Raw genomic sequence first — 26,548 nt, 5'->3', positions numbered from 1 at the left:
GACTATCAGGGAGCAGGATTCAAAAAGCTTACCTGGTAGTCTGACTTAGGAATTTATTTACATAAGCTGGAACACAATCTTAGTCAGCAGTTCTTCCGGAGGAACGGTGGGACCGTTCAGATAGCATTCATATACTATGCCGGTAGGGCGCATCTGATGAGTATCGATCCAGTCATTGATTTCCTGATAGACAGGCGGCATGTCCTGATAGGGCCCGCGGTAAATGCAGAAGACATATTTCCCGGCTGGAATCATCACGCTGATCATGTCCTCGCGGTCCGGCAGGGATTTTGCGACGGGGAAGCCGATTTCCAGGTTCAGGTGTTCCATGTCCATGTTGCGGTAGCAGACGTAGGGAATATCGCTGGGGGAGGTGTCAAGTTCTCCCAGGTAGGCAGCCAGCTTGCCATAGGCTGATCCGATCAGCTGCGGCAGTTGGGTCATGGAAGACTGGGTTCGAATGCATAGAACCGGCTGGTCAGCAGTTTCAATCAGGGCAATATCTGTGACTCGTGGCATAATGAAGCTCCCTTCATAACAGATTAGGATGCGGAATCATTTTTCGATGTCATTATAAAGCAACTACATAAAGAAAAACGCTCCCTTTGATGAATCAATCATGAAGGAAGCGTAAATTTTATTTCAGGGATTGTCGGTGGCAGCCAGCCTGCCGGGGAGAGTTATTTGAGACGCTCCTCAATAAACTGAATGCTTTTTTCCTTAAGAGTGACGTCAACGGTGGAGGTCTCCGCATTATATTTGACCGACCCCTTATCCAGGTAACCGGCCATCGCGGCCATCATCAGAGCGCCCTGGACCTTCAGGCTGTTCAGGTTGATCTGAACCGGGCGGTCACTCGTAATTTCCAAACGTACTTTATTCATGGCATCCTCCTACTTCAAATACTTTTCGACATACTGCAGCAATGATTCGGTGGCTTTTAGCCGAACGACTCCGGTGGCGGCATCGATCTGGACACTGCCGGGAGTGACCAGGCCGTTGGCCTCCAGATATTGAATGAAGCCGGTGAGCTTGTCATTGTCGGTCAGATCAGCAGTCAGGGGACGCTCGAAGCTGACATTGACGTTCATTTTGTATTCCATGAAAATCCTCCTTGGGGTTGTTGCTGGATCAAAAGACAGCCTGTCTCTGGTCCGGGTGCATGAAGTGAATGAATTTTTGAGCATTCATGTCTTCAAAAGCCTTGGCAGTGAGTAAGGATCGGTTATGACGGCTCCGTTTACAGGGAAATCGTAGCTGCCCTATTCCTTTCCGGGCAATGGCAGTGTTAAGATAGTAATGGATTTATTTCTTGGGGGATTAATATGAAATTTACAGAAAAACAATGGTCCATGGTCAAGAGTTTTGCGTTGGCCTTCTTCGGGATGTTTCTTTTCGCCGCGGGCTTGAACCTGTTCATTCAGCCCTTGCACTTCTTCTCGGGCGGAATCGTCGGAGTTGCCCAGATTCTGCGTTCCCTGCTGGTGGCCTTGAACGTACCGCTGCCGGCCTTTGACCTGTCCGGTCTGCTGTACTATCTGATTAACATTCCGCTGCTGATCCTGGCTTACCGGAGCTTGGGACGGTTCTTCTTCATTCGCACCATCATCATGACCTCAGTTCTGACCCTGCTCATGACGCTGATTCCGATTCCGAAAGAACCCCTGATTCACGACTATCTGACCAGCGCCCTGGTGGGCGGCGTTCTGAATGGCGTCGGAACAGGTCTTACCCTGTTTGCGGGGTATTCTGCCGGTGGCATGGATATTATCGGACTGTACTTTACCAAAACCTATCCCGCGTTCAGTGTTGGCAAGATTACCATTATGGTGAATGTTCTGGTGTTCTCCGTCCTTGCGCTGACTCAGAACTTTGAGGTCATTGTGTATTCTTTCCTGTTCAACGCCGTCGCATCCGTTGCCGTGGACCGGGTACATGCCCAGAACATCAATGTCTGGGTGATGATATTCACCAAAAAAGATGGCGTCGACAAGGCGATCATGAAGGAACTGGGCCGGGGCGTTACCAATTGGGAAGGGGCCGGGGCGTATACCGCGGAGCATACTCATGTGCATACGACGATGATTAATAAAATGGAACGGCCGATGCTGCGGCGGGTCGTTATCCGGATTGATCCCAATGCCTTCATCATTTCTACCGAAGGCAGTCAAGTTTTTGGCAACTTCCAGAAACGGCTGTAAGATCCAAAGGAATTGAATACTACACTTCAGCGGATTGGTCATGCAACTGCAGCAGGCTCAGTCCGCTTGCTTCATCCCGAACGCGAATAACGGTCGCATCAAAGACGTGCAGAATAATCTCGCAGGTCGGCATGATCACGGCGCGATTCAGATGACCGCCGTACATCCGGAATGCTTCATCGCCGATGCCCAGGTGAACGTGCAGGTGGACGCTGTCATCCTTCAGCGTAATATTGCCGTGGAGGGATAGAATTTCCAGGGAACCTTGAAAGGTTTGAGTATCATATCTGCCTTCATCATGAAGAAAGACGCCCAGTTCGGCTTCCCGGACTGCCCCCAGACCTGTGAAGTATCCCAGTCGAATGTTCTGCCGGACGCAGAATGCACGCATTTCATGCATCAGCTCCTCGCCTTGGGCCAGGCGGATCATATAAGTTGATTCTCCGATTTTCGCTGCAAACAAGCGCTTCACCTCTTTCTGTGATTTCAAGTCCAGTCCGGTACTAAAAAAGTTCTGCTTTACCGCCCGGTTCAGAATTCCTTTTTTAAATGGCATATCCTGAACCGCCGCAATCTCCTGTCTGGCCGGTCTGTTTCTCTCAATGCGGGATGGTTCCCGTTGGTTTCTATTATACGGAAGGCTGCCCTCTATAGAGCGGGAGGCAACAGATTATTCACGCTGTGTTCACTGCATCGAAGAAATATGAACGGGATTGGTCATTGGAAAAACCAATGAATAAAAATGCATAGACCAGATGAATTTGCTATAATGGGAAAAGAACATGGGGGGATCAGCATGAAATTACTGGAAGAAAAGATTTTAAAAGAAGGGCGAATTTTGCCCGGTGAAATATTAAAAGTCGATCAGTTCATCAACCATATGATCGATACCGATCTGTTCATGGAAATGGGCCGAGAGTTTTATGAAGTGTTCAAGGATCAGGGAGTTACCAAGATTCTGACCCTGGAAGTATCCGGGATCGCCATGGCTTATGCCGCTGCCTGGCATTTCCATGTACCGGTGCTCTTTGCCAAGAAAATCCAGTCACTGACGCTTGGGCATGATGTATATACAAGTCAGGTGTACTCCTATACCAAACAGAAAAAGAATGACATCGTCGTCGACCGCAAATATCTGCTGCCGGAAGACCGGGTGCTGATCATCGATGATTTCCTGGCAAACGGGGAAGCTTTGAAAGGTCTGATTGACCTGGCGGATCAGGCGGGAAGCACGGTGGTGGGCATCGGCATCGGCATCGAAAAGGCATTTCAGCCGGGCGGCCGGACGTTCCGTGACAAGGGCTACCATATCCATTCGCTCGCTCGCATTGAACGGTTTGACGGGGACACCGTCACGTTCTGTGAGAACGACCCGCAGAAGTAATCAACGGACAGGCGAAATGCCTGTCCTTCCTTATGAATGAGACAACGGCGCGGCTTTTACTGCGCGGCTTTTTTCAGCAAGGCTTCGGGGCGTGCTGGCAACCAGCCGCTGTGACCGAAGCCGGATGTCTGCAAAATCACGACTTATTTAGGCGCGACTTATTTATGCACGATGTATTTAAGAATGAAAAAGGCCCTGGGGCCGCAAGGAGGACTCTTTGGATATTATGGTTGTCATCAATCAGATGATGATGCTGTTCATCATCATGATGATCGGCTATGCGGCCGTCAAGCTGCATCTGGTTGATATGGATTTTCAGAAAAAACTTTCCGGATTTATTCTTCAGGTTACCATGCCTTTTCTGATGATTTCATCGGTTTCGGGAACGGATCGTTCCGGAGCGGGAGAAACAGTACTGGTTACCTTCGTCGTGGCCGGCCTGAGCTATCTGATCACGCCTTTGCTGGGCTATCTGACCGCTCGGCTCCTGAGAGTCCCCAGGGATCAGGTTCGGATCTATATCTTCCTGACCATGTTTTCTAACATTGCGTTTATGGGCTTTCCCGTCATTCATGCGATTTTCGGCAAACAGGCGATGGTGATCGCAATCATATTCAACCTGTTTTTCAACGTACTTCAGTTCACCATCGGTACCAGTCTGTTCAGCGGCGAGAAGATGAAGCTGGATCTCAATACGTTCCGCTCGCCTGCGGTCATCGCCTCCATCCTGGCGATTATCATGTTCGTGTTCGGCATCGAACTGCCCCCCGCACTGCAAAGTGCGTTCCAGTCACTGGGCGGAACTACCACACCGCTGGCCATGCTGGTCATCGGCATCAGTCTGGCCGGCATTCCGCTTCGCGAGATCTTCACCGAGCTGCGACTCTATCCTTTCACGCTCATCAAGCAGATTATTATTCCGGCACTGACCTTCGTCCTCCTGAAGCCGTTTATCCAGGATCCTCTGATCCTTGGGGTGAGCGTGATCATTCTGGCCATGCCCTGTCCGACGATGGCCGTCATCATCGCCAACCGGTACAACCGGGAGGTGGGCCTGGCGACCCGGGCCGTGTTCCTGACGACCCTGGCCTCGGTGGCCACGATCCCGTTGATTGCCTCCCTGCTGGCTCGCTGATTCCCTGGCGATTGACTCACGGATCCCCTGACGGTTGGCTCACAGAACCGATTCACGGATGTAGGGAATGAGACCTGATCTCGGTGGATCAGGTGAGCGGTCCGCATTGAATCCTTGTTTCTTAGCGTTTTATGGCACCGGTCGGGACATGAATGAAAATACTGTATATTCAATTGAAGTTCTGTATACAAGGATCCACCCGCGGGTGGATCCTTTTTGCTAAGATGGTCATATGGAAATCAGCGGGCTGTACCTCCTGGCTTTGAAGGTCGGAAGCAGCGGCAGCCGGCGATACTGCATGGAGGATAATAATGAAGGAATTACAGAAAAGAAGCGATGTCAGAGCGCAGGATCAGTGGGACCTGACCCCGGTCTATGCCGATCTGGCAGCCTATGAGACGGATTTTGCCCGGGCCAAGAAACTGATTGGTGAGTTTGGCTCACTGAAGGGGACCATCCGGGACGCGGCAAGCTATCTGCGCTTCGCCCAAATTGAGGAAGAGACGGAACGCCTGATCAGCAAGCTGTTTGTGTACGGCAATCTGAAATATAACGAAGATATGACGAACCAGGCGATGCAGACCCTGAACCAGAAGGGCCGGGCGCTGTTTACTGAGTACGGTACGGTATCCGCTTTCGCGGAGCCGGAAATCCTGGCGCTGCCGGATGAGGTGTTTGAGGAGATCCTGGCCGCTCCGGAAGTGGAAGCCTATCGCTTTCACCTGGAGCGCAAGCGCAACCTGAAGAAGCACATCCTGTCCAATGAACAGGAAGAAGTCATGGCAGCCTTCGGGGACGTGCGCAGCGCATCGCAGAGTGCCGTGGGTATTTTCAGCAATGCCGAACTGTCCTTCCCGGACGTAGAGGATGAAACCGGCAAAAAACATCTGCTGACCAACGGATCCTACGGACAGCTGATCAAGTCCAAGGATCGCACCCTGCGCCGGAATGCCTTTGAAACCCTGCACCGCACCTACGGGGCCACGGAGAACACGCTGGCATTCCTTCTGACCACAAACATGAAGGACTGGATCATTGAAGCCAGGCTGCGCCATTATGAAAACAGCGTAGAAAAGGCCCTCAAGCCCAATAACATCCCGGTGGCAGTATTCTATCAGTCGATTGAAACCATCAATGATCATCTGGATCTGCTGCATCGCTACGTCGGCTTGAAAAAGCGGATTCTGGGATTGGACGAAATGCATCTGTACGACCTCTATGTGCCGCTGGCTGAAGCAGGTCAGGACCGTTATACCTTTGAGCAGGGGGTTGAAATGGCCATGCAGGGTCTGAAGCCCATGGGCGAGGAATACATGGCAGCCTTCCACGCCGGCGTAGAGAATGGCTGGATCGACAAGTATGAGAATGTGGGCAAGCGCTCCGGGGCGTATTCTTCCGGCGTATATGACACCATGCCCTATATTTCTCTGAATTTCGACGGAACCATGTCCGATGTCTCCACCTTCGTCCATGAGATGGGGCATTCCATGCACTCCTTCTACTCCAGAGGCAACCAGCCCTATATCTACGGCAACTACTCCATCTTCCTGGCGGAGGTCGCTTCCACCTGCAATGAAAAGCTGCTGATCCACCACCTGATTGGCAAGGAAACGGATCGTGACAAGCGGATCGCGCTCATTAACCAGGAACTGGAGCAGGTACGGACTACTGTGTACCGGCAGCTGATGTTCGCTGAATTTGAAAAAGTCACGCACGAACGGCTGGAAGCCGGCGAACAGCTCAATGCCGGCGATCTGGACCAGATCTGGCTGGATCTGAACCGCAAGTTCTTCGGCGAGGACATGGTCATCGATGAAGCCATCAAGTACGAATGGGCCCGCATTCCCCATTTCTACAATGATTTCTATGTCTATCAGTATGCCACCGGCTATGCCATGGCATCCTCCTTTGCCCGGACGATCCTCCACGAAGGAACCCAGGCGGCACAGCGCTATATCGACAAGTTCCTCAAAGCCGGTTCTTCCAAGTACCCGGTGGACGTCATGAAGGACGCCGGTGTCGACATTACAACGCCCCAACCCCTGCAAGACACTCTGAAAGACTTCTCAGAGCTGATGGATCAGCTGGAGCGCGAATACGGTTTGGCGTAATCCCTGACATCTGTCCGGCCGATTTGAGGACCGAACGGGCACTGTCGGCCGATTCGATGATCGATTGGGCTCTGCCCGGCCGGAACATTGAAACGCTCTGGTCCAAAGCAAATCGTCCAAAATCTTTGATAGGATGAAGCGATCCAGTGAAAGTCAGTGCCGGATCCCCATAAAAAATACCGTCCCTACGGACTCCGGTCCGAACGGGCGGTATTTTTTATGGGGACGGTACTTGAATTATTGGGATATTCTGATATCATTATGGTTGAGGTGAGACCATGGCAAGAAAATCCAGAATCAAAGATAACTATGGCACCTACCATATCCGGCAGCGGGGAAGCGGTCAGGTTCCACTATTCGTCCAGGAGGCGGATCGTCAGGAATTTCTCCGAATTGTTCAGCTGGCCGCCCGAAAGAATAATTTTCAGGTAAAAGCATTCTGCCTGGCAGATCCGGACCGGTATGATCTGATCCTGGATGCCAACGGGTGCGATGTCTCCAAAGTGATGAAGGAAATCAACATTCGGTATTCCCTCTATAAGAACTGTGACGGCTGCCTGTTTCGTGACCGGTTTCGAAGTGAACTGCTCTCAACGGCTGTCGACCCGACTCGAGGAAGCGTTGAGCCGGATGCGTCGTTGGAAACAGTCGGCTCAGTCCAATCCTGCCAGGACCTGGTTCAGCAGCTGAGTCAGATGACAGTTCTGGACACGACCAGTTTCGAGAGCCTGCCCGGAGACCTGGAGAGAACCTACCAGAGGGGCTGCCAGGAGCGCATCGAGACGGTGGCGGAAGCCCGGGCAAGACTGGACCGTCAGCTGACAGAGCTGGAGCTGACCCTGCCGCTCTTGAAGAAGGACAAAGCCCGGCGCAATGAGATGATTCGAAGCATGAAAGCCTGCTCGACCCTGTCGCTGCGGCAAATCGGCGAGGTGTTCGGCGGATTGTCGGAGTCCTCGGTGTCAAAGATCGTCAATGAGGAGTCCTGACGGGGTTTGGTCGCTCTTGGAGAGATCGGCTGGCGGCCGGCAATAACTGGTCAACGGAGCATCAAACTGCTCGCGCAGTCGAATGAACCGACGCAACAAGAAAACATATGCATTATCAGGAGAAGAGGTTAAACATGGAATTTAATTTAAGCAAGGCACCAATGACGAAAGAAGTGGAAATGGATCCGACGAAAACCTATGATACGCTGATTATCGGAACAGGACCGGCTGGATTGAACGCTGCGCTGTACCTGCGCCGCAAAGGACTGGAAGTCGGCATGATCGGCCGTCAGGCGGGAGGTCAGGTGGCGGACACCTCCTCGGTAGAGAACTACCTGGGGTTCACCGGGATCAGCGGATTGAGTCTGGTGGAAGAGTTTGAGCGTCATGTGGCGGAGCTGGAAGTTCCGATTCTGAAGTATTACGGTGTTACAGAGGTCAAAAAGACAGCGGAGGGTCAGTTTGAGGTCCTGGCTGAGGATGAGCAGACCTATCGGGCCAACTCCCTGATTCTGGCAACCGGCGCTTCCAAGCGCAAACTGGGAGTCCCCGGTGAGAAGGAACTGTATGGACGAGGCGTCACCTACTGCGCCATCTGCGACGGTCCTCTGTATCGCGGGAAAAAAGTCATGGTGGCCGGCGGCGGCAATTCGGCCGTAGAAGCAGCCATTGATTTGTCCAAAATCTGTTCGGAAGTGACCCTGGTTCATCGGAGCAGATTCCGGGCGGATCAGATTCTGCTGGATCAGATGGTGCGAATCCCTAATATCAAGGCTCACCTGGAAACTCAGATTCAATCCATCAATGGCGATATGGGCGTGGAATCGGTGACGGTCACGGATAAAGCCACCGGTGCAGTCAGCGAAATTCCAGTCGAGGGGATTTTTGTGGAAATCGGCAACATACCAAACACCGACCTGTTCCGCGGACTGGTGGAGCTGACCCCGGGCGGTGAGATCATCGTGGATGCCAATGGCGCCACCAGCCTGGCGGGTGTATACGCCGCCGGAGATGTCACCACGGTGAAGTACAAGCAGATCATCATAGCGGCGGCCCAGGGGGCCAGTGCTGCCCTGGCTCTCAATGACTGGTACATGACCCGTTCCTGATCGGGTCTGCCCCGGCCTGAGTCTAACGACAGGTGCCGCCAGACCAGGTGAAATATTCTTATGAGCAGGCATCCCGCGGGATGCCTGCTTTCATTGAGCTTAGTCTCTCACTAGCCAACCGGATGGAGGAACCTAGCCAACCGGATGGATGAACCTAGCCAGCCGGGTAGCGGAGCCTTGTCCGGCCGGCACTCGGTTACAGGCAATTTTAATCTCGCGTTCATGGGCAATTCGGAAAATTTTGGTACAATGGAACCTAAGAGATGAGAGGTGCATGCGATGGATCAATTCAAATCAACACATGAACAGAATGCGCCGGCGCGCGCGTTTGACTACCGCCAGGCTGCCCGCCTGATCATACTGGCCGGCGGAGTGTACTTTGTAGTCACTAACCTGTCTGGATTCCTGGTATTTTTACGGTACTTGTTTGGCATAATGGCACCGGTTCTGATTGGGTTATTTCTGGCTTTCACGCTGAATCTGCCCCTGACCTGGCTGGAAAAGCACGTGTTTGTGGGGGAGTCGCGCCTGATCCGAACTATCCGGCGTCCGGTCTCGATGCTGCTGTCGGTGCTGCTCCTGGTCGGAATTCTGGCATTGGTGGTGGTTCTGGTCATTCCCCAGTCGATCCAGGCGATTCAGGTTATTTCCAAACAGGCTCCACAGTACTATCAGTCTGCCGTTGACTGGATTAAGAGCCGGGATATCTCCTGGCTCACCGAATATATTGAACGGTTCAACCAGAATAACAGCAACTGGAGCGAGGGGCTTTTGTCCAATATGGGCAACCTGGCGGGCGGATTGTTTCGCAGCGTGACGGATGTCCTGGGCGGCGTCCTGACAGCCATTCTGGGATTATCCTTCGCCATCTTCATGCTGATTTCCAAGGAAACCCTGCTGGGTCAGATGGATCGGATTATGGAAGCTTATATGACACCGCAGCGCCGCACCAAAGTGAAGTATCTCATCGGCGTGGTCGGCTCGACCTTCCGAAGCTATATCGTGGGCCAGGTTACGGAAGCCATCGTCATCGGTATCCTGACCACCGTGCTCATGCTTCTCCTGGGCTTCCCCTATGCTACGGTGATCGGACCCCTGACGGGTCTTAGCAGCCTGATCCCCATGATCGGCGCCGTTGTGGGCGGAGTCGTGGGCTTCCTGCTGATTCTCACCGTAAACCCGGTTCAGGCGCTGTTCTACATCGTCTTTATCGTGGTCATGCAGCAGATTGACGGGATGTTCATCTATCCCCGCATCGTCGGTGCATCGGTGGAACTTCCGCCGCTGTGGGTCTTCTTCGCTGTCACCGTCGGCGGAGCGCTGTTCGGCTTTGTCGGAACCTTCCTGGGTGTTCCCACCCTGGCAGCGATCTACAAGCTGGTCCGCGAGCATGTCAACAAGCGCATCGAGCTCCAGAATCAGGGAGCCATTGCCAAATATCAGATTCTGAAGATCCCCAAGGGCAAGGATCCTGTTACGCTCAATGAACCGGAGCTCAAGGATCTGGCCGATCCTGAGGTCGATACCAGCGATTTCCTTGAATAGCTTACAGTCTTATCGCTGTTCAGACCAGCTTTGGTCAGACGATACCACCTCCGGTCAGACGAAATGAGCTTTGATCAGACGATAGCTTTATAGAAAATGGAACGAAAGTGTTTGAAGGATTAACAGACGATAATAGATTATTGACATTTGAAAAATTGCCTGATGGAAAATACTATTTTGAATCCCAAGCACCAAGAAAATGGTGAGATCGTGAAAGCGGACCTTCCAATCGAAGCGATTCCAGGAGATTTGCCCCCAATGGTGAACAAGGATCCAGTATCCCCTTAGCTGAAATGGGATTACTCGGTTTCATCTTAATGATCGGAATGGTCTTAAGAATGAGGATGTTTAAAATAGAGTAAATCAATGAAAGAGGAAGGCTATTTCAATCTTCCTCCTTTATGCTTGCCATTATTTTTTATGCAAACATCTATTTCACATGCTATGATAATTCTATAAAATCAGAATTTTCAATAAAGTACCGCACTCAATTGCAGGTGCTTTTTTTGTTGTCAAAAAAGCGCCGCAGCGAAAGGAGGAGTATCAATGGCGTTTGCTATCCATAAAATGAAAAAAGAAAGAAAAGAAGAAAAAGGAAAATAGGTGAACGGGATTTATTTTATATCAACGAATTGGGAGACAATCAGCCGAGTACTTGAGAAAACAGTGTTGATCCTGAATGCCTGGATGTGGAACAGGACTTCTCATTTTGTGAGGAGGACATGTTCCAGGCAATCTCCCAGGCATGTTATTCCGGACCTGTCCTCAAGTGCATTGAAACCGAAAGTGTGACCTTGAGTATGACCAGTAGTATTTCTCCCGGTGTGTTCCGTCTGGAGGACATGGATGAAGAAATATATCTCGTACTCCCGGTCCGGATTGCCTCGTAACAATATAGTATCGCAGTGATTTTTCCTGAGGCTCCTCTCTATTTGGGAGACGCCTTTCTGCACAATTATCTTGTAAACTGCATAATAATATTATAAAATAATGCAGAAAGAAAAATATTTGTGCAGAAAGAAGGTGTTATCATGCACACGTTTGTATACAATAAGCTACCTCAAGAACTACTTTGCAGTCAAATCATTAATCTAGTTTCAGCCATTCGCGAAAATAAGGGGAAACAAAAACTCTTTATCGAGGCGAAACCAGATATTTTAAATGCAATGCTCGAAATAGCAAAGGTTCAAAGTACCGGAGCATCAAACCGAATCGAAGGCATTTACACTTCAGATAACAGACTTAATGCCATTGTAAAAGAAAAAGCGGAACCTAAGAATCGTTCCGAATCTGAAATTGCGGGGTATCGTGAGGTTCTTCAGCTTATTCATGAAAATTACGATTACATAAGTCCAACAGTTAACGTCATTCTGCAATTACATCGAGATCTTTATCAATTCAGTCCAGCATCAATAGGTGGAAAGTTCAAAAATTCAGACAACGTCATAGTTGAAATAGAAGCCGGACAAGAGCGGATTAAGTTTCAGCCACCAACTGCTTTTGAAACGTATGATGCCATGGAAAGACTTTCAAGCGCATTTATTGAAGCGATCCAAAAAGAAGAACATGAGCCTCTGTTGTTAATTGCAATGTTTATTTTCGACTTTCTTTGCATTCACCCTTTTAACGATGGAAATGGCAGGATGAGTAGGCTTTTGACGCTTTTATTACTTTATCGCGCAGATTATACTGTTGGGAAATACATTAGCTTGGAAATGATCATTGAGAAAACTAAAGAAACCTATTATGAAAAACTTGAAGAAAGTTCACATGGGTGGCTTGAAAATAAACACAGCTATTTGCCCTTTGTAAAATATTACCTGGAAGTTATTCTGAATGCCTATAATGATTTTTCCTCCAGAGTAGGGCATTTGCAAAATAACACCATTTCGAAGCCGGAGCGGATAAAGCAATTGTTCGATAGCACACTACATAAGCTATCCAAAAAAGATATATTGAATAGATGTCCGGATATTAGTATGTCTACCGTCGAACTTTCCCTTTCTGACTTATTGAAGAGTGGATACATCATTAAAGTAGGTGCTGGCAGGAGTACTGCTTATATAAAAAATACAGATTATCAAAACTAACCTCTGAACCTTACCGAAACAGGTTTAAATAATGCGGGAGATTCTAGAACACCAAAGAAAAGGTGTTGGAAAGAAGTCCTCAAATTGGAAAAATAATTACGTTGCTAAGAGCTTTGATCAGACGATATCAGCTTACAACGTATCTTCCAGAGGGGAAATGGCTGTAATCATTGTGTGCCAATGATTACAGCCATATTGATTGTGAAAATGTAGCCATACATTTTAATCGAAATCCATTGATATGTAATCGATATAAGTGTATAATAATACTATACAGTTCAATGGTGAGGTGTCTTATGAAATCGTCGAGTGATAAAAAGTCTTCACGACTGCATTTAGAGATCCAAACCCATCGTTCAAATCCGTATGGTCTCATCCGCTCTTCCTACAGGGAGAACGGTGTCATTAAGCACGAAACGCTATCCCGGATCACTGGCGTTCCCTTGGCCACGTTGAAACTCATCCAGGCTGCTTTTCAAGGCAATGTCGTCTTGAAATCAGACTTTAAAATCCTCAACTCCAAGGAGTATGGGGCTTCGTTTGCATTGCGCCAGATCGCCAGATCCACCGGACTCGACAAGATCATCTACTCCCGCCCGGCTGAGCCGTGGGTGCAGGATGTTATGGCTATGATAGTCGGCCGCGTCATCTATGCGGGCAGCAAGCTGTCCCTTACCCGAGTGGGCTCTTTCAGCTCGCTGTGGGAACTGTGCGGTGTGACTGACACGAATATCGATGTCAACCATCACTGCTACAGCCCCATGGATCGTCTCATGGAGCGCAAGGACATCATCCAGAAGAAACTGGCACAAAAGCATCTGACCCAGCGCAGTGTAATCCTCTATGACATCACCAGTACCTATTTTGAAGGAAAATATTCAAACAGCAAAATGATCACCTACGGCTACAACCGTGATAAAAAAAGAGGCCATGAACAAATCGTCATCGGCCTTATTTGCAGTCAGGATGGGTGCCCCATAGCTGTCGAGGTCTTCCGGGGAAACACCAAGGATGAGACGACCGTATCGGCGAAGATCCTCGAGATCAAAGAAAAGTATGGAGTTGAGAATGCCATCTTCGTGGGTGACCGTGGGATGATCACAAAGGCGCAGTTTGAGAAAATCCAAACCCAGGAAGCCTTCCAAATCCATACGATTTCAGCCCTGACCCATTCCCAGATCGAGAAGCTCTGCGAACGGGAAGATGTGCAGCTGTCGATGTTCGATGAGAAGAATATCGTCGAAGTGGTGGACCCTGAAAAGGGAATCCGGTATGGCTTGTGCAAGAACAACGCCCGCGCGGCCGATGAGGGGCAGACTCGCCGTGCATTACTGGAAAAGACCCGTATTGAGCTGGATAAGATCGCCAGAGGCAAGCGCAAAGTTGATGATGGCGACTTGGGGATCCGGGTAGGCAAGGTTATCAATAAGTTCAAAGTCGGTAAATTCGTGCAGTCTACCATCATCGACGGAACCTTCTCCTGGTCCTTCGACGAAGCCAAAATCCGGGAAGAAGAGCAGTTTGACGGCTGTTATGTCATTTTCACAAGTGTGCCGAAAGAAGATATGGAGATCGAGGAAGTAGTCAGGAGCTATCGGAAACTGATCAATGTTGAACAGGCCTTCCGCAACCTGAAGACAGTGCAACTCGACATCAGACCGGTATTCCACAAAACTGATAACCGAGTGGATTGCCATGTCTTTGTGTGTATGCTTGCCTACTACCTGATGTGGAACATGAAGCAGCGCATCAAACCGCTGATGGAAAGCGATGTTGAGGGAAAAAACAAAGAATATACCTTTGACTATGTCATCGAAGTTCTCAAATCGATCCGCAAAGAAATCGTCGAATTCAGCGGCGTGGAGAGCGAAGTCATCTCCGAACTCAGCGAAGAGCAGAGAAAGATTGCGGAACTGCTGGAAATCAAGTTTTGACCATACATTGGAAATTGAAAAAGTGCCTCAAAGCAAGAGGCACCAATCAATTTTGAGGTTTTTTTTCTGGAAGATACGTTACAACAGCAGAGATGAAAAGAAAGCAGAAAAACCGCAGGCACTCCGGATCCGGAGTGTCTGCGGCTTTTCTGGCAAATTAACATTGTCCTAGATATACGTTGCTCTTAATTAATCGAAGGATCAGGCCTGGTGCGGCAGACGCTTGCCGACGTATTCGACCAGGTCCACAACGCGGCAGGAGTAGCCGTACTCGTTGTCATACCAGGCAAAGACCTTGAGCATGTGGTCTTCCAGAGCCAGCGTGCTCAGTCCGTCAATGATGCTGGAGTGAGGATCGGCTACATAGTCACTGGATACCAGCGGCAGTTCGTTGTAATCCATGATGCCCTTGAGCTCGGTCTCGGCCGCCTCGCGGAGCACGCGATTCACTTCTTCCGCCGTAACCGGTTCGCGGGTGGTGACCACCAGGTCTACCAGGGAGACCGTCGGGATCGGCACCCGGATTCCAACACCGCGGAATTTACCGCGCAGCTGGGGCAGAACCTTAGCAACTGCCTGGGCAGCACCGGTGGTGGTGGGGATCATATTGAGACCGGCGGCGCGGGCTCTTCTGGGATCTTTGGCCTTGTGGTCGGTCAGGCTCTGGCCGTTGGTGTAGGCGTGAACCGTGCTCATCATGCCGTGCTCGATGCCAAAATGCCGGTCCAGGATCTTGGCAAAAGGAGCCAGGCAGTTGGTTGTGCAGGATGCGTTGGAAATGATGTGATGGAGGGAGTCATCATAATTTTCTTCATTGACGCCCATGACAATTGTGATGTCCTCATCCTTGGCGGGAGCGGTAATGATCACCTTTTTCGCGCCGGCATCCAGGTGAGCCTGAGCCAGTTCCCGGGTCCGGTACTTGCCGGTGCTCTCAATCACAATGTCGATGTTCTGTTCTTTCCAGGGTAATTCATTTGCTTCCCGGTAATTTGTGATCAGCACTTTTTGGCCGTTGATGACCAGATATTCTCCGTCTACAGAAGCTTCTCCCTGAAATCTTCCATAAATGGAGTCAAACCGCAGCTTGGCCAATGCCAGTTCTGCACTGGGCATCCCATTGATGCTGACCAGTTCCACATTGTTGTTCGGACGGTCCGCCAGGATCCTCACGACATTCTGACCGATTCGTCCGTACCCATTTACTGCAACTCGAATCATTTCTTCCTCCAAATTTCAAACTTGATATGAGATACTCTCTACGACCATCTTTTCATATTTACTGTATTATTTCAACATTAAATCTGTTTTATTCGTAGTTTTTTTCTCTCGGACAGAATCCCGCAAATGGCCGTAGATTGCCATTATTTTGACAAGCTGAAGGAGTTGTCACTTGTACTATCTATACTATTTTTTTCGGTTAACAGTGTGGTACATTTTGCAACAGAGGACTGAACAAAAACAGATCTTAACCGGTTTTGTATACCTTTTCATCATCCGACGTGACGGAAACTTTACCGGAAGTGTCAAAAAATAACAAATCGCACGGTGTAAGCCTTGCGATTTGTTATTTTTTATTTGTAGGGTTTGATGTAACCTGTGATGGACTTGATGCCCATATTGTTCACTCTCGTTTTATACTGGTAGTCGGATTCGCCGGAGTTTCGGGGGATCAGCATATCCATGCGGTACTTCGAATCGAAGGATGAGCCGCCGCGATCCTCAATCGTGAAATCACCCCAGCCTGGCAGGCTGACTTTTGAGCGAAGGGGCCAGTAATTGGAAGCAAGTACGCCGTAGCGCAGGCGGGTTCCCAGTGCGGTGGTGGTCCAGCCGCCATTTTCGGAAGCGAGGTTGGTGTAGAAGGTGAAGGACCAGGTCATCTTGGTGTACCCGGCATAGGGATCGGTGGGGGCAGCGGGGGCTGAAACAGCCGGAGGAGCCGTGGGGTTGATCCAGGCGCCGGCCTGTCCTTCTGTTTTGGATACATTCATCATACCATTGGAAGTTTTGTAGATATAGTAGCTGCCGGCGGCATAGGTTCCGACGGAGTTTGTACGAGCTGCCGCATCCGTGGCATTCATGTATTTGGGAGTATCGGCTGTCAGAGTATAGCTTTTCTGAGTTTCCCCTACAATCTGATTGGCAGTGGGGGTTTCCAGAACAGCGCTGTTCTCCGTAACCTGGAGGTAGCTTTTGTACACATAACCGGTCAGGTTGTTGAAGACCACCTTGTACCAGCTGTTGGATGGTCCGGCCAGAACCTGAACGGTCTGTCCGGCGGGGATCTTCAGCAGGCTGGAGTAGCCGGTGCCGGCACCTTTGCGCAGATTGACGGTTCCGGTGGTGAGACCGGTGGAGGTAAAGGTGATGTAGGAGGATGAAATATAGCCGATGGTCGAGCCTTCCTTGATCCTGGACCAGGATGAGTTATGGCTGATGACATCGATGGGCGTTCCGGCGGTCAGTTTCCGGATGATGGAATAGTTTGTGGAAGGTCCGACCCGGAAGTTGACTGAAGTTCTCGTTTCGGCCATGGCCGCTTCGGCCACCTGTGGATTGATATTTGATAATGCGAACGTCCCAGTTAAGATTGAGACGATAGCCAGTCCCTTGGCAATGGTCTTTATGACATGCTGACTGATCATAGCTACCTCCATCCTGGATTATTTTTATAAGTTGGTTAGGGTGTCAAAACATGTAAGTGGCAATTTAACCCACTTAAAGTCTGACTGAATGCGTTATGGTAAAATATAATAGAAATTTTTTAGTAACAGGTGGGTTTATAAATGGGTTTTTCAGCAAACAAACATCAGCAATTGAGTTTGGACGACAATTTCAATCAGTTGACCGACAGAACCAAGAAGTTCATTTTAAATTCCTGGGCTGGTGCTTTTGCCAAGACCATTTTTCCTCTCATCAATGAGGAACGATTTGCTGTTCTTTACAGCAGCAATGCTTTTTCCAGACCGAATACTCCGGTGAATATTGTGGTCGCTGCCCTCCTCTTGAAGGAGATGTGCCGGCTCACGGATGATGAGCTGCTTTTAAATATCCTTACGGATGTTAAGTACCAGTATGCCCTCAATACCACCAGCTACCTGGAACAGCCCATCAGCGACCGGACACTGAGCCGATTCAGAAAACGGCTCTATTACTATGAAATGGAGACGGGTGTGGATCTGCTCAAAGAAGAGATGCTGGCCATGGCTGAAAAAATGGTGGATTTCATGGACATCAATCCTTCGCTGAAACGAATGGATAGTGTCATGATCGCTTCCAGCTGCAAAAAGATGTCTCGACTTGAAATCGTCTATACCAGTATCAGTAATCTGACACGGCTGATCCAGGCCGATGGCAGAGAAAAGGTACTGACACCAAGACTTTCCCTGTATCTTCAGGACGGACACAAGAATAACACCCTATACCGGAGCAAAACCGAAGATCTGGAACTGAACCTTGAGAAGGCCCTGGCCGATGCGGAATCCCTTGCCAGATCAAGTGCCGGGTCCTACAAAGAAACCCCGGAATATCAGACATTAACACGAGTCTTGAAAGAACAAGCCCAATATGGTGAGGATGGTTCCATTAAGCCCAAGAACAAGAAGGAGATCCGGACGGACAGTCTTCAAAACCCATCCGATCCCGACGCTACTTTCCGCCGAAAAGCAGGAGAATGCCATAAGGGTTATGTCGGCAACATCGTGGAAACAATCGACGAAAACGGAGCCATCATCACTCAGTTTGGCTATGAGCAAAATATCCACAGCGATTCAGCCTTCTGCCGGGAAGTGGTGAATGAACTTGGCGTGCAGGAAGAACCAGTGACGCTGATAACTGATGGGGCCTATGGGGGAGAAGACAACATCCAGAACGCCAGGGAGAACAATATCCGGCTGGTCACCACAACGCTGCTCGGGAAAGATCCGGATGTCATCCTGGGTGACTTTCTGATTGACGAAGAGGACCATCAGGTCCGCTACTGCCCACAGTGGCGCGTTCCCGTTGAAACCACCTACAACGCCAACCAGGACAGCTATCGCATGTTCTTTTTAAAAGAGCATTGCAATAGCTGCAAAAACCGCAAAGCCTGTCGGGTAAAAAACCAGAAAAAGCATGCCGTCGTCACGATAAGTGCCAAAACCGTAGCCAGAGCTCAGTATTTGAGGAAGTTATCCACAGAGGAATATAAAAAACTCACAAGGATGAGAAATGCAGTGGAAGGGATTCCATCGGTCCTGCGAAGAAGATACCACGTAGACCAGATACCCGTCCGGGGATTCGTGCGCTCAAAAACATGGTTCACCCTGAAAATCGGGGCGATCAATGTTAAGAGAGTCCTGGTAAAGGCACTCTCTGTCTTGTTTTCTCGACATCACAAACAAGCTTTCAGCTTAATCATCATCAAAAATCCAATCATAGAAATTAAATTGAGAACTCAGATCGCTTAAACCTCACTTTCGACACCCAAACCATAAGTTGTTACTCTGAAATAAGTTTTACCAGTCTTTCCAATTAATGTCAAATTGGTTACAAAACCAGTTTTTCCGTTCCACCTCTCATCTTCACAACTCAACCAGAGCAGGAATGGCTGTAAAGTTACTGATACGAATGGTTTTGGAGCTTTTCTGTGGAAAATGTGATTCTCAGGCGTATTCATTTCTTTACAGGTGTTAATTTTTCAAAGGGCATTGATTTGCCTCGAAATACACAACTTTTTTACTGAAAAAACCATGGTTCGATCATGCTATAATGGGAGGGTAAATGAAACAAGCAGAGGTGACAAAACATGAAAATAGCAATCGGTAATGATCATGCAGCCTACGACTTTAAGCTCGAGATCCTGAAATACCTGGATGAGCTTGGCGTAGAATATGTGGATTTTGGAACTCATTCAAGGGATCGGGCAGATTATCCGGTATATGGCGAGATCGTGGCCAAGAAAGTGGCTTCGGGCGAATTTGAAAAAGGCATGCTGTTCTGCGGAAGCGGAATAGGCATTTCCATTTCCGCCAACAAAGTCCGGGGCATCCGTGCGGTGGTTTGTTCTGAACCCTATTCCGCCAAACTGTCCCGCATGCACAATGATACCAACATCCTGTGCATGGGAGCCCGCGTTGTCGGACCGGACCTGGCAAAAATGATCGTCGACGAGTGGCTCAAGGCTGAGTTTGAAGGCGGTCGCCATGCCGGTCGGGTTGAACTGATCCGCCAGATTGAAGCGTCCCAGGAAGCAGAGCAATACGTCTGCGGATCCTCCAACTAGGAGCGGCAAGGATAAGCAGAGAATGAGGGGAGACCAGGGCGCTCAGCCGGTCCCTTTTCTCCGAATCACCAGCAAAGGCAGGCGGGCGATCCCCAAAGGGGTCACCTGCCTGCCTTGTTCTTTCGATTCTTTGCCTGCCGACCCGAATCAGCCGCATCAATCCATGAGATCTTATGAGGATGATCCGGGATGTTGGCGATGATTCAGCCGTGGCGGAATCCTGGGCCAGCGCAGCTGGGCGAAAGTCCTTCACATAACGGAATAACAGCACCGGCGCAGCTTGTGAACTGCGCCGGTGCTGCTTATGGATCAACCCAAGATCCAGGCGATTTGCCGGGGAGGGCTGTATCCTTCAAAGGGTGCTCTTAGGGTTCTGATTTGGGGAGAACATCTTCTTCTTCAATGATGTATTTGGACTCAACTTTGGCTTTGGCGTCCGGTTTGATCTGCTTGAAATATTTTTCGAATTCCTTGTAGACCTCTTCCTGCTTTGCCTCATCCAGTTCTTTGCGGACAATTTCAAAGAGTTCTTCTTCTTCCTCCTGAACGTGATGATACAACAGGTCTTTCAAAAGATGGACGTGAGCCTTCCACATGTCGTCATCTTCCGGCGTGTCCAGAATAATCTGCATGGTACGGCGAATTCCGGCATGTTCTGCCTTCAGGTTGTTCTTGACTTCCTTGACGTCCTTCTTATTGGACAGGGCATCAAACACCACCTGTTCTTCGGATTCGTGGTGAGACAGGACAAAAGTTACCAGATCCTGAAAGATTTCCGGCGCTTTTTCTTCCTCATTGTCCATCTGCAGCATGTAATTTCGGATCTCATCATGTTCCTTCTTAATTTCATCTTGAATTTTCAATGCGTTCCACCTCACTCAATTGATTGCTTATGAATCAATTATAGAGAAGAATGCCGTTAGAGAATTAAAATAGATAATAGTTAACGAACCTTCTGTAATTTGTATAAGATTTTCAAAGTTCATTCACAGGGGTCCGTTTCCATGCGGTTCGGTTCGGCCGCTGATTAAAGGTTTGTTCGGTCAGGAAAGCTGATTCGGGGCGCGGTCATCACATGCCAATGGCAGGCGCAATGGCGCGCATGCCTTCAATGCATTCGCCGATGACATCGTTCAGTTCCATGCCGAGGCGTTCACACCCGTTGAGAATGATGCTGCGATCAACGCCGGCTGCAAAGGAAGGGGTTTTGAATTTTTTTGCGACGGATTTGACTTCCATATCCATCACGCTCCGGCTGGGGCGCATGTAGGCAGCTGCCGTGATCAGACCGGTGAGTTCATCAATGGTGTAAAGGACTTTTTCGACGGCTTCCACGGGCTCGACATCCGTGACCAGGCCATAGCCATGGCTCATGACCGCCCGAATGTAGTCTTGCGGCCAGTGATGTTCTTCCAGGATTTCTTTGGTTTTCGCGCAGTGCTGTTCCGGATATTTTTCATAATCCAGATCGTGGATCAGGCCGATGATGCCCCATTTGTCTTCGTCTTCGCCATATTTGCGGGCAAAGTGACGCATCACGCCCTCGACGGACAGGGCGTGCTTGATCAGGCTGTCGGTTTGATTGTACTTATTGAGCAGTGCCCAGGCTTCTTCTCTGGTTGGCATAGGATTTCCTCCGTATTATATGTGATGGGACTGTGATTTGATATGGTGTTCCGTTCATACAGGTGTTTCGGTGATACGGGTGTTTTGGTGATACAGGGCTTTCGTTTATAGGATTGTGCTTATTCAATCGTTGAGGCGGTGTGGTATCAAATCAGGCAGCATATGGAGCTATTTGAATATTAATGGCAATTATACATCGACTGATCGAACGGTTCAACTAAAAGTCATTGCTCAGGGCAAGGTGGCTGATCCGGGTTTTCGAATCCAGATCCCATCGCCCTGAGGAGGCAGCCGTTTTGATCGGATAAGCCATCTCCCGCGGAGCCAGTGAAAGCTGACTGTCCGGGTGCGGCAATGTCCCGGGGAGAGATTGCAACAGACAAAGGTGGGGCAGGTTTGGTATATTAAAGGAGAAGAGGTTGTTGAACAAGACCTCGGATGTCGAGCAGCAACTATTTAGAAAAGAAAAAACAGTGAAACGGAGGCTGAACATGCATCGAGAAGATCACGGTCTGGCAGAATTGCTGAAATATGAGAACATTGCGTGGTATGAGGATGGGGTGGTCCGGATTCTGGATCGCCGCGTTTACCCTTATGAAAAAAAGACGGTGGAGTGCCGCAGTCATCAGGAAGTAGCTCAGGCTATCACTGATATGGTGACTCAGAGCGGCGGACCATTTCTGGCGGTCCAGATGGGCATGGCTCTGGCCAGTCATGAAGCGAAAGACCGTCCGGTAGAGGAACGCATGGCTTATTTGGCTGAGGCGGCCCGGACGCTGTCTCAGGCTCGCCCCACCACGGCCGAAAAACTCCGCCTGATGACGGATCGCTCCCTGGCGGCTGCCCATATCGCCATGGAAAACGGCCGTGACCTGACTTCGGCCATCGTGGCGGATGCCATTGAGACCATCAACCGCCGCTACCATGAAGTTCGCCTGTTGGCGAATCATCTGGCTGCTCAGTTCCCGGATCAGGGGGTAGTCATGACCCAGTGCTTCGGGGAAACCATCGTCGGCATGATGCTTCTGGCCTGCCGTGAGCAGGGGAAGACCGTCCGCTTCATCTGTCCTGAAACCCGGCCTTTTCTCCAGGGCGCCCGCCTGACGGCTTCCGTCATCGCGGATATGGGATTTGAAGTTCATGTCATCACGGACAACATGCCCGCCTGGATCATGGCCCGCGAACAGGTGGATGTGTTGACCAGTGCGGCGGACATCATTACGATGGACGGTCATGTCGTCAATAAGGTAGGAACGTTCCAGCTCGCTCTGGCGGCGGCATATCACAACATCCCCTACTTTGTCACCGGCACGCCAAACTTTGAGCATGAGTCCGTTGAATCCATCGTGATTGAGGAACGGGATGTGGAACAGGTCAAAACTCACCTGGGCCGCAGCGTGGTCCGCGAAGGCGTCAACGCCTATTATCCAGCCTTTGACATTACCCCGCCCAAGCTGGTGAACGGTGTGGTCACCCCCAAGGGCATTTTCTCGCCCTATGACCTGAAAACCTACTATGGGGAAGGCGATGTCAGCACGGTGGTCGTCTAGATGAAAAACCGACCGATTGATAATTATTCTGTCGAAATGTATCAGGCTGCGGCCGACTATATTCTGGAGCGGGCCGGAACCAGACCGGACATCGGACTGGTTCTGGGCTCCGCCCTGGGGAACCTGGCCCAGCTGATTGAGAATCCCGTGATCATCCCTTATGCCGAGATTCCGAATTTCCTGACTTCCACGGTGGCTTCTCATGCCGGCCAGTTGATCCTGGGCACCCTGGAAGGCAAACGGGTCATGTGCATGTCCGGCCGGTTCCATTATTATGAAGGCTACGACTTTGAGGATCTGGTGATTCCGATGCGGGTGATGCAGTGCTGCGGCGTGCAAACCGTGATTCTGACCAATGCCGCCGGAGCAATTAATGAGTCTTACCGGCCGGGGGACATCATGATCATCAGCGATCATCTCAAACTGACGGGAGCCAGCCCCCTGCGCGGCCCCAACCGGGAGGAGTTCGGACCCCGGTTCTTTGATGTGTCCGATCTCTATACCAAACGGCTGCGTGGCCTGGTTCGAACCTGCGGCGAGAACCTGGGGCTGTCCCTGCGGGAAGGGGTTTACTACTTCGCCGTAGGCCCGCAGTTTGAAACGCCGGCTGAGATCCGGGCCATGCGCATCCTGGGGGCGGATGCCGTGGGAATGTCTACCGTGACGGAGGCGCTGACCTGCGGACACATGGGAATGGATCTGATTGCTCTCTCCCTGATTACAAACATGGCTGCCGGAGTGCTGGATCAGCCGGTGACTGGTGAAGAAGTCGACGAAACCGGCAGGCGTTCGGCCGCGGACTTTTCCGCACTGATTCGGGAGATCGTCAGCCGTCTGGAATAAGATTCTGGTCCAGGGGACATTTTCTGAACCCATCGTCGGAGCCTCCGGCAAGCCGAATCAATGAATCGGCTCATGAATCGGCTCATGAATCGGATCCATGGGCAGGTTGAATCCGGAGGACGGATCGAATAGCCGGATCAGACAGCCGGATCAGACATCTGGATCAATCAGCACAAATCGATTGCCGAAGTACTTGAACTGAAGTGCAGAACCAATCCCCGGTCGGGTTCTCGGCCGGGAACCATGAATGCGAGGAATAACATGCTGTTTCAAAATGTGACATTATATGACGGAACCGAGATCCGGACGGGTCAGGCGGTTCGAATCGAGGGCGGGATCATCACCTGGATGGGGGCGCAGCCCGCACCTGCCATAGCCGGTGAAGAAGTTAAGGACGCAAGCGGCACGGTGATGCTGCCAGGCTTTGTCAACACGCACAGTCATATCCCCATGACCCTGATGCGGGGCTACGGCGAGGGCCTGCCCCTGCAACGATGGCTGTTCGAGAAAATGTTTCCCTTTGAGGATCAGCTGACGGCTGAGGATATTACCTGGGGAACCCGCCTGGGACTGCTGGAGATGATTGCCTCGGGAACGGTCAGTTACTCGGATATGTATTACTTCATCGATGAAATTGCCCAGGCTACGGTGGAAGCCGGAATGAAGGCCAACATCGGCCGCGGCATTACTTCCCGGCCGGATGCCAAAAGTTTTTCCCAACACATCGGCCGGATTGAGACGGAAGCACTGGATGCCCGGGTCCGGGCCATGGGATGGGATTCTCTCATCCGGGTGGATCATACGATTCACGCCGAATACACCACGGATGAAGCCTTGGTCCGGGAGGTGGCGGATTATACCAGAAGCACGGGTCGGATCATTCAGGTTCACGTGTCGGAGACGCTGTCAGAGCATCAGGCCTGCGTGGATCAGCACGGCATGACGCCGACCGAGTATTTCAGCCGCTGCGGTCTCTTTGACGGGCCGGCGGTCGCCGCTCACTGCGTCCATGTCACAGATTCGGATATTCTTCTGCTCCGGCAGCATGATGTCACAGTAGCGCACTGTATTTCCAGCAATCTGAAGCTGGGGTCAGGTCTGATGCCGCTGCGCCGGATGCTGGATCAGGGGGTGCGGGTGACGCTGGGGACGGACGGAGCTGCTTCCAATAATAATTTGAATTTTATGGAAGAAATCCATCTGGCAGCCATGGTTCACAAAGGGGTGGAACGGGATTCCCTGTTCCTGAGCCCGGCACAGATTCTGGCCATGGCAACGCGCAACGGCGCGCTGGCGCAGGGACGCACGGAAACGGGCGAACTGCGGGTCGGCGCGGCGGCTGATCTGATCCTGATTTCCACCTGCTCTCCCCAGATGACTCCCTGCTATGATCCGCTGGCCAACGTGGTTTACTCTGCCGGTCAGGGCGATGTGGCTCTGACCATGGTCAACGGTCGGATCCTGTATGAGAAGGGAGAGTTCAAGACCTTGGACGAAGAGAAGATCCGCTATATGGCCAACCGTTCCCAGCAGCGGATTGTCGGCATCCTGGAAGGCGACCTCTCATGAGGCTGCAGTCGGTCCGCGAGGAGCTGGTCCATTATGGCAGACAGCTTCTGGAATGTCGTCTGACCACCGGCACCGGGGGTAATCTGAGCATTTTTGACCGGACCTCGGGGCTCATTGCCATGACGCCTTCCGGTCTACCCTACCCGGAAACCCGGCCGGAGGATATCCTGCTGCTGGATCCGGACGGAAGGGTCATTGAGTGTGCACCGGGGCGGCAGCCAACCAGCGAGTGGGAGCTTCATCTGGCCATTTATCGGGCCCGGCCCGATGTCTGCGCCGTGGTCCATACTCATTCCGTCCATGCGACGGCCCTTGCCTGTGCCGGGCAGGAAATCCGCAATGTCCACTATCTGGCGGCCGTGGGCGGCAGCCGCATCCGCTGTGCGCCTTATGCCACCTACGGCACACCGGAACTTGCCGGGCTGTGCCTGGAGTATCTGGGCAGGAATCATGCGGTACTCCTGGGCAATCACGGACTCGTCACCGTGGCCGGAGATCTTCCGGCGGCCTTCGGCCGGGCAGAGCATCTGGAATATGTCGCTCAGCTGCAGATTCTGACGGAAGCCCTGGGCGGAGCCCGCTTGCTGAGCCAGGACCAGATGCAGGAAGTCCGGGATCGATTCCGGTCCAATCCCTATCGCTAATCGATTCAGGGATGGCAGTACAGGGAGGGCGAATAGCGAACCCGCAACCCGGACCGACCGGATGGGAAGGACAGATGACTGCCGGCGTCGAGGAAAGATGTCTGATCAGAAAGTAAAATTAGCGAACCCAACGTTCGGGCTGACAGCCTGCTCGCCGGGTTCGTTTTTTCTTCCCGGGGCTGTGAGAAGGTGCGGCGCACGCTCTCGACACGTACGGCCGGTTGAAACCGGCAGACGGTCATCATTCCTCGATCCCATTAAACATCCATGTTTTTCATCATCCTCCCCAGGCTGCGTACTCTATCCCGCTGTGACAGGACGGATCCAAACAGCGTTGCCGTTTGTCATTCAGTAACTGTACTAATAGAAGAGGATGGAAACTGTTGCAATAGGACTGTTTGATTTTGGTTATAATGGTTTTTTTTCGATACAATGAGTCATGCAGCGATGAACTCACTGTTTGATCAAGGGTCATCCAAATAAGAAGAATTGTTTGGCAGGGCTGATTTGCCGGTTTTCTAAAAATAATGATATTTTTCACGTATAATTTAA

24 protein-coding genes are annotated in these 26,548 nt (G+C 50.8%); 16 read left to right on the top strand and 8 right to left on the bottom strand.

What is annotated here, in order from left to right; genetic code table 11:
- Window positions 1–57: 57 nt before the first annotated feature.
- The 3 genes from P6M73_RS14345 to P6M73_RS14335 form a co-directional block, all read right to left on the bottom strand.
- The gene (locus P6M73_RS14345; protein ID WP_277853708.1) at window positions 58–519 is read right to left on the bottom strand and encodes a GyrI-like domain-containing protein; all 462 of its coding nucleotides are present in this window, start codon (window positions 517–519) and stop codon (window positions 58–60) included.
- A 161-nt stretch (window positions 520–680) separates the two neighbouring features.
- Window positions 681–884: a hypothetical protein gene (locus P6M73_RS14340; RefSeq protein ID WP_277853707.1), complete on the bottom strand. Its 204-nt coding sequence runs from the start codon at window positions 882–884 to the stop codon at window positions 681–683.
- Window positions 885–893: 9 nt separating this feature from the next.
- Window positions 894–1,103, bottom strand: a complete 210-nt coding sequence (locus P6M73_RS14335) for a hypothetical protein (protein WP_277853706.1) — start codon at window positions 1,101–1,103, stop codon at window positions 894–896.
- Between the two features lie 222 nt (window positions 1,104–1,325).
- On the opposite strand from P6M73_RS14335, the gene P6M73_RS14330 reads away from it, so the two are divergent.
- Window positions 1,326–2,201 (top strand): YitT family protein, encoded by an 876-nt coding sequence (locus P6M73_RS14330; protein ID WP_277853705.1) that lies wholly within the window; start codon window positions 1,326–1,328, stop codon window positions 2,199–2,201.
- Window positions 2,202–2,220: 19 nt separating this feature from the next.
- Here the strand turns inward: P6M73_RS14330 and P6M73_RS14325 are convergent, their stop codons facing one another.
- On the bottom strand, window positions 2,221–2,757 hold the full coding sequence (locus tag P6M73_RS14325; RefSeq protein ID WP_277853704.1) for a PPC domain-containing DNA-binding protein: 537 nt from the start codon (window positions 2,755–2,757) through the stop codon (window positions 2,221–2,223).
- A 240-nt stretch (window positions 2,758–2,997) separates the two neighbouring features.
- Here P6M73_RS14325 and P6M73_RS14320 point away from each other — a divergent pair, with 240 nt between their 5' ends.
- The 9 genes from P6M73_RS14320 (at window position 2,998) to P6M73_RS14280 (ending at window position 14,498) form a co-directional block, all read left to right on the top strand.
- Window positions 2,998–3,585 carry a xanthine phosphoribosyltransferase gene (locus P6M73_RS14320; RefSeq protein ID WP_277853703.1) on the top strand — a complete coding sequence of 196 codons (588 nt, stop codon included), beginning with the start codon at window positions 2,998–3,000 and terminating at the stop codon, window positions 3,583–3,585.
- A 226-nt stretch (window positions 3,586–3,811) separates the two neighbouring features.
- The gene (locus P6M73_RS14315; protein ID WP_277855788.1) at window positions 3,812–4,720 is read left to right on the top strand and encodes an AEC family transporter; all 909 of its coding nucleotides are present in this window, start codon (window positions 3,812–3,814) and stop codon (window positions 4,718–4,720) included.
- 311 nt (window positions 4,721–5,031) lie between these two features.
- Window positions 5,032–6,831 carry an oligoendopeptidase F gene (gene pepF, locus P6M73_RS14310; protein WP_277853702.1) on the top strand — a complete coding sequence of 600 codons (1,800 nt, stop codon included), beginning with the start codon at window positions 5,032–5,034 and terminating at the stop codon, window positions 6,829–6,831.
- Between the two features lie 278 nt (window positions 6,832–7,109).
- Window positions 7,110–7,820, top strand: a complete 711-nt coding sequence (locus P6M73_RS14305) for a hypothetical protein (protein WP_277853701.1) — start codon at window positions 7,110–7,112, stop codon at window positions 7,818–7,820.
- A gap of 134 nt (window positions 7,821–7,954) precedes the next feature.
- The gene (locus tag P6M73_RS14300) at window positions 7,955–8,929 is read left to right on the top strand and encodes an NAD(P)/FAD-dependent oxidoreductase (RefSeq protein WP_277853700.1); all 975 of its coding nucleotides are present in this window, start codon (window positions 7,955–7,957) and stop codon (window positions 8,927–8,929) included.
- A gap of 279 nt (window positions 8,930–9,208) precedes the next feature.
- The gene (locus P6M73_RS14295; protein WP_277853699.1) at window positions 9,209–10,474 is read left to right on the top strand and encodes an AI-2E family transporter; all 1,266 of its coding nucleotides are present in this window, start codon (window positions 9,209–9,211) and stop codon (window positions 10,472–10,474) included.
- Between the two features lie 722 nt (window positions 10,475–11,196).
- Window positions 11,197–11,364 (top strand): hypothetical protein, encoded by a 168-nt coding sequence (locus tag P6M73_RS14290; RefSeq protein WP_277853698.1) that lies wholly within the window; start codon window positions 11,197–11,199, stop codon window positions 11,362–11,364.
- A gap of 141 nt (window positions 11,365–11,505) precedes the next feature.
- On the top strand, window positions 11,506–12,564 hold the full coding sequence (locus P6M73_RS14285; RefSeq protein WP_277853697.1) for a Fic family protein: 1,059 nt from the start codon (window positions 11,506–11,508) through the stop codon (window positions 12,562–12,564).
- Between the two features lie 296 nt (window positions 12,565–12,860).
- Complete coding sequence (locus P6M73_RS14280; RefSeq protein WP_277853696.1) at window positions 12,861–14,498, top strand: IS1634 family transposase; 1,638 nt, start codon at window positions 12,861–12,863, stop codon at window positions 14,496–14,498.
- Between the two features lie 201 nt (window positions 14,499–14,699).
- On the opposite strand, the gene gap is transcribed toward P6M73_RS14280, so the two are convergent.
- Window positions 14,700–15,719: a type I glyceraldehyde-3-phosphate dehydrogenase gene (gap, locus tag P6M73_RS14275; protein ID WP_277853695.1), complete on the bottom strand. Its 1,020-nt coding sequence runs from the start codon at window positions 15,717–15,719 to the stop codon at window positions 14,700–14,702.
- Between the two features lie 353 nt (window positions 15,720–16,072).
- A complete protein-coding gene (locus P6M73_RS14270; protein WP_277853694.1) occupies window positions 16,073–17,146 on the bottom strand; it encodes an SH3 domain-containing protein in 1,074 nt (357 codons plus the stop codon).
- A gap of 141 nt (window positions 17,147–17,287) precedes the next feature.
- Here P6M73_RS14270 and P6M73_RS14265 point away from each other — a divergent pair, with 141 nt between their 5' ends.
- Together P6M73_RS14265 and rpiB are read left to right on the top strand one after the other, a co-directional pair.
- The gene (locus P6M73_RS14265; protein WP_277853693.1) at window positions 17,288–18,949 is read left to right on the top strand and encodes a transposase; all 1,662 of its coding nucleotides are present in this window, start codon (window positions 17,288–17,290) and stop codon (window positions 18,947–18,949) included.
- 338 nt (window positions 18,950–19,287) lie between these two features.
- Window positions 19,288–19,764 carry a ribose 5-phosphate isomerase B gene (gene rpiB, locus P6M73_RS14260; protein ID WP_277853692.1) on the top strand — a complete coding sequence of 159 codons (477 nt, stop codon included), beginning with the start codon at window positions 19,288–19,290 and terminating at the stop codon, window positions 19,762–19,764.
- A 365-nt stretch (window positions 19,765–20,129) separates the two neighbouring features.
- Here rpiB and P6M73_RS14255 read toward each other — a convergent pair whose 3' ends face one another.
- The gene (locus P6M73_RS14255) at window positions 20,130–20,627 is read right to left on the bottom strand and encodes a hemerythrin domain-containing protein (RefSeq protein ID WP_277853691.1); all 498 of its coding nucleotides are present in this window, start codon (window positions 20,625–20,627) and stop codon (window positions 20,130–20,132) included.
- Between the two features lie 208 nt (window positions 20,628–20,835).
- Entirely contained in the window at window positions 20,836–21,390 is a 555-nt protein-coding gene (locus P6M73_RS14250; RefSeq protein WP_277853690.1) for an HDIG domain-containing metalloprotein, read from the bottom strand.
- A 491-nt stretch (window positions 21,391–21,881) separates the two neighbouring features.
- On the opposite strand from P6M73_RS14250, the gene P6M73_RS14245 reads away from it, so the two are divergent.
- The 4 genes from P6M73_RS14245 to P6M73_RS14230 all read left to right on the top strand — a co-directional run bounded on the left by P6M73_RS14245 (window position 21,882) and on the right by P6M73_RS14230 (window position 25,996).
- Entirely contained in the window at window positions 21,882–22,940 is a 1,059-nt protein-coding gene (locus tag P6M73_RS14245; protein WP_277853689.1) for a s-methyl-5-thioribose-1-phosphate isomerase, read from the top strand.
- Window positions 22,941–23,783 carry a purine-nucleoside phosphorylase gene (locus P6M73_RS14240; protein WP_277853688.1) on the top strand — a complete coding sequence of 281 codons (843 nt, stop codon included), beginning with the start codon at window positions 22,941–22,943 and terminating at the stop codon, window positions 23,781–23,783. It begins immediately after the preceding gene.
- 261 nt (window positions 23,784–24,044) lie between these two features.
- Window positions 24,045–25,352, top strand: coding sequence for an amidohydrolase (locus P6M73_RS14235; protein ID WP_277853687.1), 1,308 nt, complete (start codon window positions 24,045–24,047; stop codon window positions 25,350–25,352).
- Complete coding sequence (locus tag P6M73_RS14230; protein ID WP_277853686.1) at window positions 25,349–25,996, top strand: class II aldolase/adducin family protein; 648 nt, start codon at window positions 25,349–25,351, stop codon at window positions 25,994–25,996. The genes P6M73_RS14235 and P6M73_RS14230 overlap by 4 nt, the downstream gene beginning before the upstream one ends.
- Window positions 25,997–26,548: the final 552 nt, after the last annotated feature.

Source organism: Anaerococcoides asporogena, from assembly GCF_029590275.1.
Classification (GTDB): domain Bacteria; phylum Bacillota; class Clostridia; order Clostridiales; family Clostridiaceae; genus JG1575.
Note: the sequence above shows the minus strand (reverse complement) of the source record. Positions and strands in the feature narration are given on the sequence as shown.